The sequence below is a fragment of the Vibrio owensii CAIM 1854 = LMG 25443 genome (assembly GCF_000817815.1).
Lineage (GTDB): Bacteria > Pseudomonadota > Gammaproteobacteria > Enterobacterales > Vibrionaceae > Vibrio > Vibrio owensii.
On sequence record NZ_JPRD01000028.1, the window covers coordinates 194823 to 215489 of the forward strand.

Annotated in this window: 16 protein-coding genes; 15 read left to right on the forward strand and 1 reads right to left on the reverse strand. The window is 43.8% G+C overall.

Annotation, left to right across the window (positions count from 1 at the left end):
• Positions 1-76: 76 nt before the first annotated feature.
• On the reverse strand, positions 77-2221 hold the full coding sequence (locus H735_RS17010) for a serine/threonine-protein kinase (protein ID WP_020196292.1): 2145 nt from the start codon (positions 2219-2221) through the stop codon (positions 77-79).
• Positions 2222-2539: 318 nt separating this feature from the next.
• Between H735_RS17010 and tagH the strand changes: the two genes are divergently transcribed.
• From tagH to tssG, 15 genes are all read left to right on the forward strand, one after another.
• Positions 2540-3709, forward strand: coding sequence for a type VI secretion system-associated FHA domain protein TagH (tagH, locus tag H735_RS17015; RefSeq protein WP_020196291.1), 1170 nt, complete (start codon positions 2540-2542; stop codon positions 3707-3709).
• Between the two features lie 9 nt (positions 3710-3718).
• A complete protein-coding gene (gene tssJ / locus H735_RS17020) occupies positions 3719-4174 on the forward strand; it encodes a type VI secretion system lipoprotein TssJ (RefSeq protein ID WP_020196290.1) in 456 nt (151 codons plus the stop codon).
• A gap of 20 nt (positions 4175-4194) precedes the next feature.
• A complete protein-coding gene (gene tssK, locus H735_RS17025; protein WP_080641593.1) occupies positions 4195-5520 on the forward strand; it encodes a type VI secretion system baseplate subunit TssK in 1326 nt (441 codons plus the stop codon).
• Positions 5521-5534: 14 nt separating this feature from the next.
• Positions 5535-6827, forward strand: a complete 1293-nt coding sequence (gene tssL, locus H735_RS17030; RefSeq protein WP_020196288.1) for a type VI secretion system protein TssL, long form — start codon at positions 5535-5537, stop codon at positions 6825-6827.
• A 14-nt stretch (positions 6828-6841) separates the two neighbouring features.
• A complete protein-coding gene (gene tssM / locus H735_RS17035; RefSeq protein WP_020196287.1) occupies positions 6842-10360 on the forward strand; it encodes a type VI secretion system membrane subunit TssM in 3519 nt (1172 codons plus the stop codon).
• Positions 10342-11037 carry a type VI secretion system-associated protein TagF gene (gene tagF, locus H735_RS17040; protein ID WP_020196286.1) on the forward strand — a complete coding sequence of 232 codons (696 nt, stop codon included), beginning with the start codon at positions 10342-10344 and terminating at the stop codon, positions 11035-11037. The genes tssM and tagF overlap by 19 nt, the downstream gene beginning before the upstream one ends.
• A 10-nt stretch (positions 11038-11047) precedes the next feature.
• On the forward strand, positions 11048-11842 hold the full coding sequence (locus H735_RS17045; protein ID WP_020196285.1) for a PP2C family protein-serine/threonine phosphatase: 795 nt from the start codon (positions 11048-11050) through the stop codon (positions 11840-11842).
• Positions 11835-12974, forward strand: a complete 1140-nt coding sequence (gene tssA / locus H735_RS17050) for a type VI secretion system protein TssA (RefSeq protein ID WP_020196284.1) — start codon at positions 11835-11837, stop codon at positions 12972-12974. The genes H735_RS17045 and tssA overlap by 8 nt, the downstream gene beginning before the upstream one ends.
• Positions 12975-12989: 15 nt before the next feature.
• On the forward strand, positions 12990-13520 hold the full coding sequence (gene tssB / locus H735_RS17055; RefSeq protein WP_020196283.1) for a type VI secretion system contractile sheath small subunit: 531 nt from the start codon (positions 12990-12992) through the stop codon (positions 13518-13520).
• Positions 13520-15013, forward strand: a complete 1494-nt coding sequence (gene tssC, locus H735_RS17060; protein WP_005426776.1) for a type VI secretion system contractile sheath large subunit — start codon at positions 13520-13522, stop codon at positions 15011-15013. The genes tssB and tssC (H735_RS17060) overlap by 1 nt, the downstream gene beginning before the upstream one ends.
• A gap of 81 nt (positions 15014-15094) precedes the next feature.
• On the forward strand, positions 15095-16606 hold the full coding sequence (tssC, locus tag H735_RS17065) for a type VI secretion system contractile sheath large subunit (protein WP_020196282.1): 1512 nt from the start codon (positions 15095-15097) through the stop codon (positions 16604-16606).
• 9 nt (positions 16607-16615) lie between these two features.
• The gene (locus tag H735_RS17070) at positions 16616-17413 is read left to right on the forward strand and encodes a type VI secretion system accessory protein TagJ (protein ID WP_020196281.1); all 798 of its coding nucleotides are present in this window, start codon (positions 16616-16618) and stop codon (positions 17411-17413) included.
• Positions 17414-17421: 8 nt separating this feature from the next.
• Complete coding sequence (tssE, locus tag H735_RS17075; RefSeq protein WP_005426975.1) at positions 17422-17886, forward strand: type VI secretion system baseplate subunit TssE; 465 nt, start codon at positions 17422-17424, stop codon at positions 17884-17886.
• Entirely contained in the window at positions 17883-19706 is a 1824-nt protein-coding gene (gene tssF / locus H735_RS17080) for a type VI secretion system baseplate subunit TssF (protein ID WP_020196280.1), read from the forward strand. The genes tssE and tssF overlap by 4 nt, the downstream gene beginning before the upstream one ends.
• A complete protein-coding gene (gene tssG, locus H735_RS17085; RefSeq protein ID WP_020196279.1) occupies positions 19703-20665 on the forward strand; it encodes a type VI secretion system baseplate subunit TssG in 963 nt (320 codons plus the stop codon). Before tssF ends, tssG begins: the two co-directional genes overlap by 4 nt.
• The last annotated feature ends 2 nt before the right edge of the window (positions 20666-20667 follow it).

Below are 20667 nucleotides of genomic sequence, written 5' to 3' on the forward strand. Positions count from 1 at the left end.
TCATCAGTTTGCATAAAGGCAAGTGGTTTTTGCGACAAAGAAGGGGCGATATGCCCCTCATCAACTTTTGTAGTCATTAACTCTGTTCTGCGTCACTTTCTAACCGTTTTAATAGCTCGTTCGCCTTTTTCATTGCACGCCTTGCACTCTTGGATTTTCGTTTATTCAGCAAGATATCGGAAAACTGAAGGTATTTATCAGCAGTTTGGAACCTAAGGTCGTTAATGTCTTGAAAACCGGGCGGAAAGTTCTCGGCAAACGCGTCAATGTCTTTTACTAACTTATCGAGATTTACAGTCGTGCGAGCCTGTTTTAGGCGGTAGTGCAGCCCTTCAAACTCTTCTTGATAGAGAAGGCGCGCGGCATCCGATGGGAAAGCAAGTGGGTTAGTGCTGTCTTTGGCAGTCTCATACAACTTCATTTCTAGCACGGCATCTTTCATCGCATTGCTGAAAGCCAAGTTTTCTTGATGTTCTTCAGATTCAGAAAAGAACGTATTTCCAACCTTAATCAAGGTAACCAAAGCGGCAGCATCTCTCAGTTGAAGTGCGTCATTCAAATGCTGCCCAAATACTTCACTAGCCAGAGAGCTTGGTGTGAAAGGGTATTCTTGGTGGATCTCTTGCAGCTCTTTCTTGAGATCATAGATCGATTTCTCACCTTCAACCTGAGCATAAACGGATTTTTCTAAGTGGCTGTTTATCTGACGTGCAATCGAAAGAAGCGTTGAATGTTTACTTGATTGAATGTCCAATGCCAACACTTCAATTTTGTGTGAGTCAGGGTAGTAAACCTTTGCTTGTTGCAAGATGGATTCAATTTGATCGTAATTTGGGTAAGTGGTGACATCGGAATTCAGTACATCATCAATTTTCGACTCAAACTCGCCCAAGAGGTGAGGCTTATACAGGCGTAGGAAGCCCGCCTCAATCACAGGGTGTAGCCCTTGTTTGTCATCTATTAATGCTTTTGTGTCTTCTGGTAATGTATTGAGTAACTGTTCGGCCAACTCGATCGTTTGCTCTTTCTCTGCCAGTGCTAGGTTTAGTTTGGAGATCGTACCTTGTTGCTGTTGATAGAACATGCCAAGTGCCGCCAATAAAGCGATAGTAGCTGCAATACCAGAGTACAAAGGCCAACGGTTTGTATTAAGTCGTGTTTTTATATCAACACAGTTCAAGCCTTGAGGTACGGTTCCTGTTGTAAAAGCATTAGCGAATAGACTCCACTTTGAGAAAGGTAAATTGGCTGGCTTCCTCACTTTAATACCTTTTTTCAACGCTTCACCGGCAGGAGTTCGACCATAAGGATGCTTGCAGCTTAAAAGTTCAAAAGTAATGCAGAAGAAGGCAAAAAGGTCGTCACTGAATTTTGGCTCCTTACCCGACAAAATGTCTAGTGACGCATAATTTGGTGTATAGCCAAGTGTGTCTGTATCTTGAGACTTCCGTTTAGCTGCGTATTGGTCATGTCTTAATTGCTGAGTTTTCGATACACCAAAATCTAACAGCTTCACTTTTCCCTCAGACGTGAGGATGACGTTGGCAGGTTTTAAATCGGCATGAACGACGCCGAGTGAATGCGCATACGACAACGCGTCCAGCGTTTGATTAAGAATCGATAGGGCAGCGTTGTATCTTAACCCGTCCGGTCGAGAGCGTTGAATTATCCCTTCCAAAGTTTCACCATCAACGTACTCCATAACAAGGAAATAAATGTCACCATCAACACCAAAGTCGTAAACGCGGATAATATTCGGGTGGCTTAACTTCTGAGTTTGTTGTGCTTCACGAATCAGCATGCGTGCGGTCTCAGGCTGCGAGGCATACTCATTCTGGAGAACTTTAAGTGCGACATATGGAGTATCGGAACCGGACGATTCGAGGATCTTGTCTTTCGCTAAAAAGACATCACACAAACCACCATGACCAATTAAAGACTCGATTTCATACCGGTTTTTGATTGTCTCACCGAGTAAAGAATCAGGACGCTTTTTATGAGCGCTGTTCTCGAAGTTAGAGTGAGGGTTACCCACTGGTGGAATAGTGTTTTGATTATGAGACACTTTTGTATTTGTCTCATTATTATTTTGGGCTGAGCCTTCATTATTTATATTACCCATCTTGTCGTTTGTATTTTCTCTTTTTTGAGTCTTTACAATTTTTGTTTTATCACCATTCGAATCTTTATTTATAGAATTGTTTTTACTTTGGTCGTCCATCACGAGGCTCCATATAAAATGATGGTGTGAATATATAATTCATCAACTAATGAAAAATAGTTAAATGTTGATTTCTCGGTAAAGCTAACATCGGTTTTTTGACGAATGAAAAATTTAGCGTCAAAAATTTGAACCTCGTTGTATATTTTGTTCTGGGTAATAATCCTCGATTGCTTTGCTGTAAATTTAATTCATTATTCCGTTCGTGAAATCTAATTATTATTTGATTAGGCATTATTAACTTTAGTGTTAATAAGATGTCGCCTAACTATTAAGAACTAAATTTATATATTAAGCAGTTCCTTTGGCGAGGTTTACATGACGTTGGTTTTAACCATTACGAGCTTTCATAAGTTCACACCAGAGATAGACAACGAATTCGTTTTTGACGCGACAGGCGAGCATGAGAAAGTCAGTTTTGGTCGCTCAGAACAGTGCGATTGGACGTTGCCAGACCCTGAAAGAGTCATTTCAGGTAAGCATGGAGAGCTGATCAAGTTTGGTGACAAATACTTGATTAAAGACCTCTCCACTAATGGCACTTTTGTAAACAACGCGGTCAGTCCTGTTGGTCAAGGAAATGAATTAGCACTGAATCATGGTGATGTAGTGACCCTCGGCGATTATCAAATTCAAGTTAACCTTGAAGAGCGTCGCATTGACGATTCATTAAGTGAGGCTAATAAAATCAATGAAGTAGGTGAGAAAGTTGCTATTGAAAACTTGGCTCACGACAACTTTGGTTTGAATGCCTCAGATCTATTAAAAGAGAGCGTTTCTTCCGAGTTTCAACTAGATATCGGGCTTATGGATGACTTTTTAGACGCACCTACATCTCACTCTCAAGATGACCGAGAAGAAGAAAAGCTGCCTTCCCATACTCCAATCTCACATGAGTTCGATGAGAAAAACGTACAGGCTTTTATTAGAGGTTTGGGTATCAACCCAAATATGGTCCCAGATGAAGGCAGTGAGCAATGGTTTGAGCAGTTAGGTCAATCGTTTTCCCTGATGCTATTAGGCTTAATGGAAACATTACACAATCGTGCCGAGTTTAAACAAAATAATCGTTTGAATCATACGGCGTTTAGAAAATCTGAAAATAACCCGTTAAAGTTCTCTGCTAATTTAGAAGACGCAATTCATAATTTATATAATCGTCAATCGGCAAGTTTTATGCGCGCTGATATTGCGATAAAAGAAGCGTTCTTTGATATTGAAAATCATGAGCGTGCCTTAATGAAAGGTGTCGAAGGTACTGTATCAAGTGTTATGTCATTAGTAGAGCCAGCAACGATTTATTCTGATGCGATGTCCAATGATAGTGTCTTAAATAAATTAATTCCTGCGAGAAAATATGCATGCAGTTGGAAAAAATTTGAAGGTATTCATCATCAATTGACAGATGAAGTAATAAATAAAGAATCGCCATTTTATTTAGAAGATTTTGCAAAGCATTATGAAAGCGCGCTAAAAACTAAAATTTAAGGGATGATGATGAAAGCGATAATGAAAACTCTAGTTCTACTTTTTACTGCACTGCTTACGGGCTGCTCCGCTGCAAACCTTGTGGTTGCCCCTTACGCTGATTTAGAGCTAGCTGCAAAACATAACATCAACCCTGATTCGAATGGTAGACCTTCCCCAGTCGTAATTTATGTGTTTGAGCTCACTTCTTCGACGGTGTTTGAAAGCCAAGATTTCTTTTCAATATACGAAAACTACGACACGGTTTTGGGGCCAGATTTAGTGAACAAGTATGAGATATCGCTAACGCCTGGCCAAGAAGAGGTTTATCACGCAAGTATGTCTGCTAAGACGAAATATCTTGGCTTAGTTGCGGCTTTTCGAGATATAGAAAACTCAAATTGGCGACAGGTGATTAAGGTTGATCAAACCGGGTACAACACCTACCAAATTCAACTAGACGATTTGTCTTTGTTCGTTAACTAATCTTGATTGGCGATAAAACCATGACACATTACTCCCGCACAGCATGGTGTGAGGGGATGTTTTTACGTCCTCAACATTTTCAACAAAGCGAACGTGCGATAGAACACGAATTCAAGGGGTTAAATCGCTTTCAACACCCCTATAATTGGGGCGTTTACAAAGTCCGTGTTAACTCAAACAGCCTTAAAGAAGGGCTGGTGGAAGTTGAGAGTATAGACGCAATTCTACCTGATATGACGGTCGTCCAACTACAGAATGCGAGCGCTGAGCTCAGTCCTTTGAGCATTGAAAAAGGTACGCAAGACACGCTCGTTAAGCTAACCGTGCCGGCGAAGAGCTTGAAAGAGAAAATGGTCGCTGATGTTAGCGAAGGCTTGGTGTCGCGATATTTGTTGAAAGATATTGATGTTATTGATGTTCAGACAGGTCAAGACGAAGAGTGTATTCAAATCGCATCATTGAACATGGCGTTGAAAGCGAATAATGAAAAGCTTTCTGGTTTTGTTGAATTGCCCATTCTAAAAGTTAAAGAGGTAACAAGTGAAGGCGTCGTTATCTTGGATGATGAATTCACGCCACCGAACCTAAATGCGCTTAATGATCAAGCCATGATGAACTGTCTTAAAAACGTCTCCGCAATGACTAAGATTCGTGCAGATGTTTTATCTCAACGCCTGCTTCAAGGAAAGATGGCTTCTGCATCAGCGGTGGATTTCATCATGCTACAAATGCTAAACCGATATGAGATGGTTCTTAAGCACCTAGGAAAATTAGATCAAATTCATCCGCTCGAGCTTATTACTTTATTGAAGGGCTACGTCGGCGAACTCTCGACATTTTCAAGCAAGACGAAACGTGTCCCTGCGTTGTCTGATTATGATCATACAAACCTAACTCCTGTTGTTCAGGAACTTAACCAAGTGTTAAGCCAATATTTAAGCGTTGTACTCGACCAGACCGCTAATAAGTTACCGTTAGAGGCTCGCCAACTCGGTATACACGTCACACCATTACCAGACAAGCGACTACTTGATTCCAGTCAGTTCTTATTGGCTGTTAAGGCTGATACGAGCATCGAAGAGATTAGACGATTGGTACCTGCGCAACTTAAGTTTGGGCCAGCAGAACAAATTCGTGACCTCATTAACAACCAGATCAATGGTATCAATGTTGCGCCACTCAATGTCGTTCCGAGGCAGATCCCTTATCAAACCGGGTACGTCTATTTTGAAGTCATCAAAAAAGGACCTTTCTGGAATAGGCTAAAAGAGAGTGGAGGCATCGCTCTACAGTTATCTGGCCAATTTCCAAATGCAGATATTGAGCTTTGGAGCATTAACCAATAACGGGTGACGTCACTATGGAACAGACAATTATTAAGCCAACGCCAGGCGGAAGGCCAGTAAGCGCTAAAGTATCTCAGCCACAATCGGCAGACAGTACCGTGGTGATTTCAAAAAGCACCGAGGTTGTGAACAATGACACGGTAGTCGCCTTTGGCACTAACCCAATACTGGCGGAAGCTAATGGCATCCTTTCTATCATTGGTCAGATAAGAGCAACGGCGATGCACTCTGATGTGTTCTTTTTAAAAGAAACGTTAGCGCAGAAATTAAGAGATTACGAGAATCGACTACGTCAGAAAAATATTAATTTAGAAACGATAGATACGGCACGTTACTGTTTGTGTTGTGCAACTGATGAAGCGGTGTTGAATACAAATTGGGGTAGCCAATCTGCTTGGAGCCACGATTCATTGTTAACGTCGTTTTATTCGAGCAGCCAAGGTGGTGAGGCATTTTATCAACACCTTGAGAAGTGTATGTCTTCTCCTGAGTCTCATTTAGATCTTCTTGAATTAATGTATGTTTGCTTGTCCTTGGGCTTTGTCGGTCAATATCGACTAGAGAAGAACGGACTCGAAGCACATCGTCGTTTGAGAAAGCAGGTGATGGCGACGCTAAAGAATCATGGCCGAGGTCTACAGCAAGGCATGAATGATAATGTCGAAGCCCGTCTTCTTGATGGTGCGCAAATCTCTGAACGAGCGCCTTTGTGGGTTGTTTGCTCGGTCACACTTGCTTTGTTGGTGTGTATTTTTATGTACTTTAGTTATGACCTTAACAAAGCCTCCAACCAAACCTTCACCAACTTGATCAACTTGATCGCTCCGGCACAAGTTGAGTCAACGGTTCAAACTGATTCTCAAGTCACCGATATCGCTGAACGTATCTCCATGTATCTCGCAACAGAAATAAGTAAAGGTTTAGTCACGGTCGACGCGCTTCCAGACCGAGTTCGAATCTCCATCAAAGCTCAAGATCTCTTTGAGTCTGGAAGTGCCGAGGTTGTTGAATACATTCAGCCCGTGATATCCAAATTGGCTCGAACCTTAGAGGCGACAGAAGGGAAAATCTTGGTCGCAGGACATACCGACGACAAACCAATTTTTACCAGCAAATATCCTTCTAACTGGCACCTCTCTCTGGCTAGAGCCACCGCGATGTCTGAGCAGTTAATCGCGAATAGTGCGTTAGAAGGACGTGTGTTGCCTGAAGGGTTAGGGGATGCGAGGCCTTTGGTCGATAACACTAGCGACGAGAACCGAGCGCTTAATCGCCGAATCGAAATTGATCTAATGGTTGCGAACTAAGGAAAGTGAGATAAATGAGTATCCGAGAAGTAGGCAAAATCTTTACTCAACGCTGGTTTATCGGCTTAGTTGGTGTCGCAGCTTGTTCAATCTTTATATGGGCTGTTGGGCCCCTAATTACCGTCGCAGGTTATGAACCGTTAAAGACGGATTTTCAACGTCTCGTCAGTATTTTAGTGTTGGTTTTCGTTTGGGGGATCTTCAATCTTACGAAACAACACAAGCAAAAAGTAAAAGAAGACGAGAGTATTCAGACTTTGTTAGAAGTTGACTCTCAATCGGATAAAGAAGCCGCTTCTGAAATCAATGTCTTGCAAGACAGGATTGAAAAGGCAATTAAACTCGTGACTAAAACGCATAAAGGAAAGCGCAGCCTTTATGAATTGCCTTGGTACGTTTTGATTGGTCCTCCTGGTACGGGTAAAACAACGGTTCTCAAGCAGTCTGGCTTGGAGTTTCCTTTGGCTGAGTCAATGGGTACAGATTCGGTCGCTGGGGTTGGGGGCACTCGACATTGCGATTGGTGGTTCGCGAACAAAGCGGTGTTAATTGATACTGCAGGGCGCTACACCACGCAAGACAGTCAGGAAAAGGTCGACTCAAAGGCTTGGCATGGGTTCCTTGGACTACTTAAAAAATACCGAACTCAGAGACCAATCAATGGCGCTATCGTGACGGTGAGTTTGGCCAGCATGATGTCGCAGACTCGCACTGAGCGCAGCTTGCACGCAAGAGCAATTAAGGCTCGTTTACAAGAGTTGAAAAATCAATTAGGCATGCAATTTCCAATCTACGTACTGCTTACTAAGATGGATCTCGTCGCGGGGTTTAATGAGTTTTTTTCTGACTTGAGTAAAGAAGAACGAGACGAGCTCTTTGGTTTTATGTTCCCTCAAGATTGCGAGGATGAGAAAGGCGTTATTTCTCTTTTTAATAAAGAGTTTCATCACCTATTAGAACGTCTTGATGCTCGAATGTTGAGGATCCTTGAAACTGAAGATGATCTTGATAAGCGTGCGCTTATCTTCGAGTTTCCGAAACAGTTGCGTGTACTACAGGCAAACTTAGACGAGTTTCTAACCGATATTTTTGCTCAAAACAGCTTTGAAGAGCCGGCTCTCATCCGTGGTGTGTTTATGGTGAGTTCGGTTCAAGAAGGGATCCCTGTTAGCCGTTTAATGAATGAAGCCACAAGTGGGTTGGGACTTGGCAAGCTCGGGCTATCAATGAACAGTCGAAGTTCTGATAGTTACTTTGTCAAAAACCTATTTGATCGAGTGATTTTCAAAGAGCAATTGCTTGGTACGGTGAATCGTCATTATCAAAAACAGTCTAGTTGGCTCCACCGAGGCGTTTACATCGGATGTGCAGTGGCACTGGCAGGTGCCTCGGGCGTTTGGTTCACCAGTTACCAGTGGAACGTGAACCTTATTAATCAAACCAATAAGCAGACTGACCATATCAACGCAATGATAGGCGCGGATAGCTTGGACTTTGATTCAGATATTATCAGTGCAATAGAAACGCTTGATCGCATCATGATGTTACCGCTCGGTAAACAAAGCGATTATGAAGACGAAACGGCGATCAAAAAGTTTGGCCTATATCAAGGGGGTAAGGTCTCTCAAGCGGCGAACAACGCTTATACCTCTGCGTTAAATAAGCACTTTGCTCCAATGGTGCTTCAGAGTCTTGTCTCAGAAATGGAAGGGAACCAAGAGCATCGTCAATATCTATACGAAACACTCAAAACTTATTTGATGCTGTTTAACCCAAATAAATATCAGCAAGAGGAAGTTCTGAGTTGGTTTGGTTTCTACTATGAACGTCATTACCCAGGTGTACTTAATGAGGTGCTAAGAGAGCGCTTAATGACGCACACTCGAAACTTGCTGGACAGCAATGAGCGAGGGCTTTCTTACGACGAATCATCGGTAGCGGAGGCTCGAGAAGTCTTAACGCAAATGTCTTTGCCGGAACGTGCTTACCAACGTATGAAGTTGCAGTTTGCGAAAAGTCATGTGCCTTCATTTAGGTTGACTGACGTTCTGGGACCGAAGGGTTTAGAGCAGTTCGAACGAAACAGTGGTAAGCCACTATCGCAAGGTATTTCCGGTTTTTACACTTACAACGGATTCCATAGCATTTTTCAAATTCAAATTAACCGCACGGTAAAAAGTTTGATGGAGGAAAACTGGGTCTATGGGGACGATTTAAAAGCGCATGAAATTGACCATGCAAGCGCTATTCGAGGTGTACAAGAGCGTTATTACCAAGATTATATCAATGAGTGGAAAAACTTGATTGAAGACATCCAGCTTAAACAGGCGCCAAGTTTAGAGTTGGCTTCCGCTCAGGCGAGGGTGCTATCTGGTGTTGAAAGGCCAATTGAATCACTACTGCGTGCTATGCAAAAAGAAGTGGGCTTAACGAAAGTGGTTTTGTCAGAAAACCAAAAAGCCGCCTCTGAGGTTGCGGGAAATGTAGCAAAGGTGAAGTTTTCAAATACGGCTGACAAGCTCGATCTGTATTTACCTGAAGAAAATGCATTTAACGTAGCCTTGCCCGGGAAAGAAGTGGAGCAACACTTTACTGAAATTCTACGTTTGGATGAGCAAGATTTTGACGACATTCAGCAAGCAATGGTTAATCTGCGTTCTTACTTGTCTGATCTATCAAGCTCAGGGAACAATCAAAAGATTGCTTACAAGAGTATTCTGGATGGAACGGTTACCCAAGATGTAGCAGCTTCTTTTGAGCGGGCGCGAGAGTTGCTACCAAAGCCATTTAATCAATGGTTAGGTGAGTTGTCTCAAGAGTCAGTGAAATTTGCTGAGAGTGGTTCTAAAGATCACCTAAACCAACTTTGGCAAACGCAAGTAGTAAAACCGTATCGTCGTTCTATCGCGGGACGTTATCCTTTTGTTTCAAATGCGGCCAAGGAAGTGCGACTTAAAGATTTTAAACGTTTCTTCGGCTATGGCGGAACGATGGACTCTTTCTTTAAAGAGTATCTCGAACCATTTGTGGACACCTCCTCTAGACGCTGGAAACTTGAGAAAGAAATCGGTGTGAGACCGGAAACATTAGCGGTGTTTCAACAAGCAAAGCGCATTAGACAAACCTTCTTTGAATCTGATAACTCGCTGAGAGTCGAGTTTGGAATGAAACCAGTCTATCTAGACCAACATATCACTCGCTTTGTATTGGAGTTAGGTGAACAAGACCTCGTTTATAAACATGGTCCAGCACGTGCTAAATCGTTAAGTTGGCCAGCAGGTCAAGATCAAACCCGAATCGTATTTACGCCGCCGGAATCAAAGCGAGAAATTGCCCATACATATGAGGGTGAATGGGGCATCTTTAGATTGCTAGACCAATCACTTAAAGCACGTCCCGAGTCACGAAAAGACAACATCGTGATGATTGATCTCAATGGTAATAAAGTTCAGTTGGAGCTGATCCCTTCGAGCACGGTAAACCCATTCTGGTCAAATGAAATGGAGAGGTTCCGATGTCCACAAACGCTTTAACTTCTTCTTGGGGATACATAGGGAAAATGCCGGCTAAAGGGGATTTCGTTAAAGACGGTTTGTCCCAAGAATTTACTGGTCGTTGGCACGACTGGCAGCAAGCGGTGATTGCCGTTAGCCGTGAGCAACTGGGTGAAAATTGGAGCGAGTATTTTTTGACAGCTCCTATCTGGCATTTTGCGCTTGATGTTTCTTACATGGAAGATGCAACTTATATCGGCAGTGTCATTCCCAGTGTGGATTCGTCAGGTCGTTATTTCTTTTTTACCGTGGCGCGCGCAGTACAGGGACCTGCGGTGAACTACTGGCAACAGAGTGACTGGACACAACATAGCCAAAACCTTGCAGTTGCCGTATTGAGTGATGAATTTGTTTTCGATGCATGGGCACAAGGGCTGACAGACTCTGACAATCTACCAACCGAAGAAGCAGGCGTAAGCCAAGTTCCAACGATGGTTTATGAAAGTGAACTGTCCGTCATTTATCAGCGTTCGTCGCAGCTATCAGTGAACAGCCTTTTGAATCGAATGATTGGTAAGGACCACAAAACGCCTTGCTTTTGGTGGACAGACGGTTCGGACAACATCGAACCGTGCATGTTGGTGACATCTGGCTTGCCCTCGATAGGACAATATTCCGCAATGCTAGACGGCAACTGGCAAAAGTGGAACTGGTAGGAAGCGAAGAATGAATTGGAATTACTTTACTTTTGCTAAGACGCATCCAGGCAAAGTGCGACCTTATAACGAAGACGCTTTACTTGAGATGTCTGAAGCTGGGCTTTGGGTTGTGGCGGACGGAATGGGTGGACACAGTGCGGGGGATATTGCGAGTCAGATGTTAGTGGATCGTATCGCTCGCCATATCAAAGACAGCAAAACGACGAATATCGATGAACTAAGAACGGTTGTCCAGCAAACAAACAAAGAGATTTTTGATTACGCACAAGCCCACTTAGAGGGCAAAACCATGGGAACGACTCTCGTCTTATTGTTTATGCAAGATGGCTACTTCCATTGTTTATGGGTAGGAGACAGCCGCATCTATCAACTCAGAGAAGGTTGCTTCTCCCAAAAAACCAGAGATCACAGCCAAGTCATGGATTTGGTTGAGCAAGGTCTATTGGCTTTTGAGGATGCAGAGTCACATCCACTGGCTAATGTCATTACACGAGCGATTGGTGTGGACGAAATAGTCACGATAGACCAAGTATCAGGCCAGCTTGCAGACGGTGACCAATTTCTTTTGTGCAGTGATGGACTATCAAAAGAACTTACCAACGATGAGATGCACAAGACACTTCATGCAGACTCGGTGAATCAGGCGGGCTTAGCTTTGATGCATTCTGCATTAGTGAGAGGTGCGAGTGACAATGTCACGTGCGCTTTGATCAAAGCTTGCTGTGAGAGAAGCGAGCTAGACGGACGAACACAAGAGGATGCCACGATCCCAGTATTCTTGAGGAGCAAGGCGAATGGTTGATTCAAAAAGTGTATCTGACTCTAGCAGGGTATTCGATTGGTTGGCTCCGGTTCTATTGCCAGTATCAGAAGAGCGCCCAACAGGTGTAGATCCGCGTGAAGACGTGTCACCTCAATCAGCATACTACCGTTTAAAAGACAGTCGAATGGCGGCACGCAATGCTGAGCGCAATGCGATTATCGAAGAAGAGAGCATATTAACGCACACTAACTTGTGGCGTGTCTTTATTGACGAGGTTCCGGATATTCTTTCTCGCCAATCAAAAGACTTAGAATTTGTTGCATGGTTAATTGAAGCCCTCACGCGTCTTTATGGATTTCGTGGCATGGGAGTTGGCTATGAAATTGCCTCAAACTTCATCGACAATTTTTGGGAACAACTGTATCCAATGCCTGATGAAGACGGTATGGAGACGCGTATCTCTTCCATTATTGGCCTAAATGGCATCGATAGTGAAGGTACGTTGATTTTTCCTTTAGCATCCATTCCCTTGACTGACATAGGTGTAGAGCAACCGTACGCATTTTGGGAATATCAACAAGCGATTGAGTTAGAGAGACTTGATGAAGACAAGCGCCGCTACAAGGTTGAGCAGGGTGCTGTTGAAATGTCCAAGATTAACGACACGGTGAAATCTACATCTGATGAGTTCTATCGTGAACTTATCTCTGACCTTGAGTTTGCGATGGCTGCGTTTAGCCAATTTAGTCAAAAGCTTGATGATGCGGTTGGGGACGTTACACCGAGCTCATACATCTCCAAGAAACTAGATTCAATACATTCGGCATTAAAGCATCTGTTGGGCGTTCGTTTTCAAGCTCCATCTGAGGTGAATGAAGTTATCCAGCTCGAACCGACTGAGGATGAGGAAGCACCAACGGTACAGAACCAAAACGGCGCTTTATTGATGACAAACATGCAATCGCGTGAACAGGCGATTGAGCAGTTACAAAAGGTGGCAGACTTCTTTAGAGAAAGTGAGCCTCATTCACCAGTTTCTTACTCCATCGAACAAATCATTCGTTGGTGTGGAATGCCTCTGCCGGAATTACTGGCGGAATTGATCTCCGACGGAGATGCAAAGAGAAGCTATTTCCGTTTAGTTGGCATAGCAGAACAAAATGAAAATTAAGAAAGGGAGAACGGTATGACGAGTATCCACTCGAAACTGTCACGAGTAAGGAAGCCTCGTGTTCACATTACCTATGATGTTGAAACTGAAGGAACAACGCTGAAAAAAGAGCTTCCTTTTGTTGTTGGTGTAATGGGCGATTTCGCAGGACAAAATACGGAAGCGCTGAAGCCACTCAAAGACCGTCGCTTTATTCAGATCGACAGGGATAACTTCGATGACGTTCTTAAGAAAATGAACCCGTCAGTGAAGTTTAAGGTAGCCAACAAACTCGCGAAAGATGACTCTCAGTTTGAAGTTGATCTGAGCTTCAAGTCGATGCAGGACTTCGAGCCAGCAGCGATCGTTAATCAAGTTGACCCACTACGCCAGTTAATGGAAACACGCAATAAGTTACGCGACCTAATGACCAAGGTGGATCGCTCAGAAGAGTTGGAAAATATCCTTGAAGATGTCTTAAACAACACGGATAACTTAACCAAGCTAGCAGGCGAGCTGAAACTTGGTGACGCTCACCCGACGGACAATCCAAAGGGAGTGAAGTGATGACAACGCAAATTGAAAAGCAGCTTGATCCTACCGTTGGTGAGCAGACTTCCTCTTTCCTAGAGCAAGCGATTGGCGCAACAAAGCAAACAGAAGCTTCACGTGCTGAAGAGCTGATTAAGACGTTAACTGAAGAAGCAATGAAAGGCACGGTCTCATGGAATAAAAACCTAACCGTGACTTTCCGTGAAGCGATCAACTTACTCGATCGTCAGATTTCTGAACAGCTGTCTGAAGTCATGCACCATCCAGAACTGCAAAAACTTGAAGGATCTTGGCGTGGTTTGAACTACTTAGTCATGAACTCAGATACCAGTTCGACACTGAAAATTCGCATGATCAGCATGACGAAGAAAGAGCTTCATAAAGATTTGAGTAAAGCGGTTGAGTTTGACCAAAGCCAGATCTTCAAAAAAGTTTATGAGTCGGAATTCGGCAGTGCCGGTGGTGAGCCTTATGGTGCACTGATCGGTGATTACGAATTTACGAACCACCCAGAAGACATTGAATCACTTCGCTTAATGTCTAATGTGGCCGCGTCTGGTTTCTCTCCATTCTTATCTGCGGCTTCACCTGCATTGTTTGGTTTTGATGAGTGGACAGAGCTTTCTAAACCTCGCGATTTGGACAAAGTTTTCGAATCACTGGAATATGCTCAATGGCGTTCTTTCCGTGAAAGCGCAGACTCTCGTTTTGTAAGCTTAACCATGCCAAAAGTATTGGCGCGTTTGCCTTATGGACAAGCAACTTCGCCGGTGGAAGAGTTTGGCTTTGAAGAGTTTGACGTTGACTCAGTGTCGGGTATTGCAACGAATGCTGAACATAATGATTACTGTTGGATGAACTCTTCTTATGTGCTGGGCGCTAAGCTTACTGATGCATTCTCGAAATATGGCTTCTGCACCGCTATTCGTGGCGCAGAAGGTGGTGGTCGAGTAGATAACCTACCGACGCACTTCTTCATGAGCGATGACGGTGACCCGGATATGAAGTGCCCGACAGAAATTGGCATTACGGACCGACGTGAAGCGGAACTAGGTAAACTTGGTTTCCTTCCTTTGTGCCACTATAAGAATACCAACTACGCGGTTTTCTTTGGTGCACAAACCTGTCAAAAACCAGCCAATCACGATTCTCCTGATGCGACTGCGAATGCGGCCATTTCAGCACGCTTACCTTACATGATGGCAACGTCACGTTTTGCTCATTACTTGAAGGTCATGGCACGCGATAAGATTGGTAGCTTTATGGAAGCTGAAGACGTGGAGTCGTGGCTAAACCGCTGGATCTTAAGCTACGTGAATGCCTCAGAAGGTGGCGGTCAAGAAATCCGTGCGAAATACCCACTTGCCGATGCTCGTGTTCAGGTGAAAGAAATTCCGGGTGCGCCAGGTTCCTACAATGCTGTGGCATGGTTGAAGCCTTGGCTGCAAATGGAAGAGTTGACCACGTCATTGCGCTTGGTCGCAAAGATCCCTCAATCGGGTGGCTAAATAATAGGTGGTTGGCCATTGGGTCAACCACTCCTTCCACGCTTAGGGGTAGAGATTGAGTATTAAAAGTGACGATTTGGAATGGCTAACGATATGACATTGAATTTCTTAGACCCAAGTGAACTGAAACACGAGTTCAGTCCACTTGGGTGTGCGGAACTTGATAGTCACTGGGTTACCCAGTTTGTTGAGTCAGTAGATTCAATACATTCGGCAAAAATTTGGCTAGAGGGAACAAAAAGTTCAACTGTTGATGACTTTCGATATAGCGTGTTGATGGCCATCGATCAGATTGACCAAATATTGGAAGAGCAATTGAATGAGATTATTCATCATCAAGCATTTCAAGCATTGGAAAAATCATGGTTAGGTGTTCGCTATCTGTGCGAGCAAACTGCCAGCCAATCCAGTGAGCCTGTGAAGATAAAAGTTCTTTCGGCAACATGGGATGAGGTCAGCAAGGATGCACTGAAAGCCATCGAGTTTGATCAATCTGCGCTGTTTAAATTGTTGTATCAGAATGAATATGGCATGCCGGGTGGTGAGCCTTTTGGGGTGGTGGTCGGTGATTACGAACTAAGACATGACCCAGCGAAAAATCACTTTGATCGAGATTTAACGGTGTTAAGTAAGGTTGCGCAAACTGCGGCAGCGGCATTCAGTCCATTCATTCTGTCTGCTCAGCCAAGTGTGTTTGGTGTTAATCGATTTTCAGAGCTGTCATCGACCACTGATATCGGTGCTCAGTTTGAACAAGTTGAGTACATAAAATGGCAAAAATTACGAGAATCGGAAGATGCTAAATTCCTCGGTATTGCTGCACCAAACGTGCTGTTTCGCTTGCCTTATACCAGAGACGGTTCTCGTATTGAAGGGTTTGATTTCGAAGAAGCGATCAATGATTCTGAGCGCGAATTGCAGTGGGGAAGTGCTGCGTTTTGTTTCGCTGCGATTGCGATTCGAACGTATCAAGAACATGGCTGGTTTACTCACATGAGGGGCGTTAAGCAAGGCGATTACACGCAAGGAACAATCTTAGCGCCCACGCGAAGTTCAGTGCATTTCACTAGCAAAAATACCCGTGATAGAAGTCCTTTGAACTTAAAAGTTTCAGAGCGCAAAGAAAAAGAAATATCGGATTGTGGGTTTATCACCATGTCACCGGTTGCAGAAACCTACATGGTGGGGATGACATCCAGCGTGTCCATTTATAAGCCAAGACAGTTCGAAGAGCAGCATATCACTATGAACGCCAAGTTGACCTCGATGCTGCAATACACGCTTTGTGTTTCACGAATCGCCCATTACATAAAGGTCATGGGACGAGACAAAATCGGTGGTTATCAAGATGCAGATTCAATCCAACGAGACTTCCAAAAGTGGCTTCATCAATACACAACAGCCTCTGACGAAGCTTCGGATGAACTGAGGGCAAAGTACCCTTTAAACGAGGCAAACATCAGCGTTAAAGAAAAACGTGATTCCCCCGGACACTATTATTCGGTGGTTCATTTACGGCCTCATTTTCAACTCGACCAGATGGTGTCGGCAGTCAAACTTATTACGGAATTATCACCAGAACAAGTGGTGTAAGGGAAGACAATGAAAACATGGAAAAATGCGCTTTCTGAGGGCAACTTACAACAGGCTATAACACTGATTATCGAAGACATTAAAGCTTCACCAAAAGATGCAGGGTTACGCAGTTCTTTTATTGAACTGTTGTGTATTGACGGTGATTTTGAACGTGCTGACGATCAGCTCATACAGTCGATTAAATTGTTCCCTGAATATTTATCTGGTGCGAGTCAGCTACGCCATATGGTGAAAGCGGCACAAGCGCGAAAAGACTTTACTGGTGGGGCTGCTACTGCACAGTTTATTGAATTTGATCAGCAGGCCAATGAACTTGTTGTAGACCTTAATTTAGCCATCAAAAATGAAGAGTTTGACCATGGCTATGAACTCGCTCAGTCACTGGAAAACATGCGAGAGCAAAAGCCTTTCCTACAAGGAACTCGAGAGTTTGAGGATGTGAGAGATATTGACGATCGTTTATCCGGATACATCGAACTTTTCTCGACGGCAGGTAACTACTTTCTGGTGCCGATCAAAAACATTAAGCAGCTAGACATAAAACAAGCGAGCTCGATGCTTGAACACGTTTGGCGACCTGTTGAGTTTGACATTGAAGGCTTGGGTGAAGGCGAGGGGCATATGCCTCTGACTTACATTGATTCCATTACCGACGCGCAAAAACTTGGCCGAGAAACAGATTGGAGGCAATTAGGTGAAACTGAACTGTTTGTCGGCCTAGGTCAAAAATGTTGGCTTGTCGGTGATAAAGCACTGCCTATCTTTGAGCTGAACACCTTGGCAGAAAGCAAGGCATTGGCATAGAGGTTTTTATGCCATTGGTCGCTTCTTTACTCGACAAGCTTATCGATAACGATCCACATCTTAGAGAAGACAAGGATTTTCCGTTGGGTCAGCAAGCATTGGTCGACAATCTTCTAAGAGATTTGGAGTCCATGCTGAACAGCCGTATCGGTTGGACGGAAATTTCGGATGATCTCAGAGAAGTAAAGTCCTCAATTTTAAATTATGGATTACCTGACTTTTCGTCTATGCCATACAGCAGCAAGCAGGGGCAAGATCAACTGTGTGAGATCGTTCGTGATGCGATTTTAGAGTTTGAACCTCGCCTAGAAAGCCCGAACGTTAGCATTCTAGATGAAAAGAGCGCAGTAGACAGAACCTTGAGACTAAAGATCAGCGCGACTTGTCTGATTGGCAATAACACACACGAAGTGACATTTAACTCAGAAGTAGAACCCGTAAGTTTAGGCATGAAGTTGAGCAGAATGAAATGAGTGACGAGTTTCTTAAGTATTACAACCGAGAGTTAGCTTACTTACGTCATAAAGGGCAAGAGTTTGGCGAGCAGTACCCCAAAATTGCTTCTCGATTGGGGATCAGTGAAGAGCAAGTTGATGACCCTCATGTGGAGAGGCTTCTTGAAGGCTGCGCTTTCATGACAGCTCGTATACGTCAAAGTCTCGATAACAGTTATCCGCAGTTTACGGAATCTTTGATGGGGCAATTGCATCCGGATTTTCATGCGCCAATCCCTTCAATGTCGATCATTAAAATGAAATGTAATGAGTCGACCTCTGCTCCCTTTGATGTTTCTAAGGGGGAAAAGGTGATGGTTGGCGCGCCGGGTTACAAAGAATGTGAATTTAGAACGTGTTATGAGACAAGAATGTATCCCTTCGATATATCGGCAGGAACCTTTGAAAATGCCCCGATACAGCCGATTGGCTCTCCTTGGGAACGTTCGTCTAAATCTGTACTTAAGGTAAAGATCAATGCTAATGATGGTGAGTCTGCATTAAGTGAGATTGGCGTCGAGACGCTCAGATTCTACCTCAATGGCCAAGCACAGCTTACTCAGCGGTTATATCAGCTATTGTTCCAAAGCCTAATCGGGATCTCTGTCTCGGTGAATGGTTGTGAGCAGGCTTCGTACACTCCACGTCACTGCCAAGCTGTCGGTTTTACCGATAGTCAACAAGTCGTGCCCTACAGCAAGCGAAGCTTTTCTTCTTCGAGGATGTTGGTGGAATATTTACACTTCCCCGAGAAGTTTATGTTCTTTGATGTCGTTGACTTAAATCTCGAAAAGCTAGGTATTAACGAGGAGTTGGAACTCAACTTTTACTTTGACTGCAATGATGACTGGCTCCCAAAGCAAGTTGACAAAGACAGTGTGTTATTAGGCTGTGTTCCCATCATCAATCTGTTCAAAACAACAATGGAGCCAAAGCGACTAGAACCAGCCGAGTACGAATACCAACTGTCTCCACAATACCAAGAAGCAGAGAGCAACGAAGTGGTGTCTATTTCGAATGTCACGCTTAGGAATTGGAATAAAACATACGAGAACTTGCCCAGTTATTTTGCCGGTGAACACACTCATTACATGAACAAAAGCGAGATTTTTTGGGTCATGAGGCGAGAGGATAAGAATTGGGCAGGTGGGTTCGATGAACCGGGCCGAGAAAGCTACATTTCATTCGTGGATAAAAAGCACCGATTGTTTGCTCCTGAAAGTCGTGAAAACTGGCTGATGTACGTGCAGGCGGAATGTTGCAATCGAAACTTACCACAGAAACTGCCTTTTGGTGGCGGCCTGCCAGAGGTCTCGCTACCGAGTGTCAATGACAATTTTGCTGAGCTTCGATGCCTTGTTTCTTTGTCAGAAACGGTGAGGCCGGAAATGGATGAGAGCACGCGTTGGCAACTAACCAAACTGCTTACCCTGACTCATTTTACCGATGAGGACGGACTCTCTACGCTCAAGCAATTACTCAACTTGTATGCGTTTACAGGTACAGCGGAAACGAAATCGCTGATCGATGCTCTCGTAAATTTCGAGTATCAGCAAACAACGGGAAGGGTCAACGAAAAAGGTAAAGTTGGATTTGCTCATGGTCTAAAGCTCATATTGACCGTCTCTGATCAAATGATATCTAAAGAGCAAGTCTTCCTTTTAGGTTGCGTCTTGTCGGTGTACTTCTCTCAGTTTGCGGAAGTAAACATTTTTACGCAGTTAGAAGTAAAACTTAAATCGACAGGCCAGTTATTTCATCGGTGGCCAGCACTGATCGGAAACAAAGCTCTGTTATGAAACCAGAAGAGTTCTTAATTCAGCTGAAAAAGCGACCGTTGTTCGAAGCGATTCACCTAATCGAGCAAACGTTACTTCGTTCGCAAGCTCAACTAGGTTCGGATGAGTTACCCAAGAAAGAGAAGCTTGAGTTAAAAGTAAACGCCTCATTGGGTTATGAGAATGCACAACTGGTTAATGCGACACTTTCTGAGCATAAATTTTTCCTAGAAACGAACTTGCTTGGCTTAACGGGTGAGCAAGGTGTTTTACCAAGCTACTACAGTGAATTGGCTATCGGGCGTGAAAAGGCCGGTGATGGTGCAATGGTTGATTTTTATAACATTTTCAATCATCGCTTGTTGTCACTGTACTACCGAAGTTGGCAGTTGAGTCAATTTGCGGTGCAAGCACGTGAGCACAATAAGGGCAATCGAGCACCTCTATTGAGCAGTCTTGAAGCGGTAACTGGGCATGAAAAGCGCCTGAACAATTACTATGCAGGATTGTTTGCGCAGAAAGGTCGCGGTAGAGGTGCGCTAAAAGACTTAATTGAACACCTAACAGACTGTGAAGCCAGATTACACGAGCTTCAGGGGCAGTGGATGAGTGTATCGCAAGATGAGCAAACTAAACTCGCTGGGGGATCATCGCCTGAAGGGCAGTTTGCTCAATTGGGACGAGGAGCTTCTATCGGTGCTAAGGCATGGAATATCAATGCAGGAATTACGATTGAGCTGTTTCCGACGAACACATTACAGGTTGAGCAATTACTGCCAAATCAATCGAGCTTAGCAACCGTAAAGTCAATTGTGCAGGACTATGTTGGTAAGCATAAGCGCATTAATTGGAAGCTCACAACACGTCATAAACATTTACCTCAAGTTCGTCTTGTTAAAGGTTCTGGTCAATTAGGGATAGGAACCGTTTTGGCAAAACATAAACGAACCAAAGATCGAAAAATAACAATTACCATTTAAGG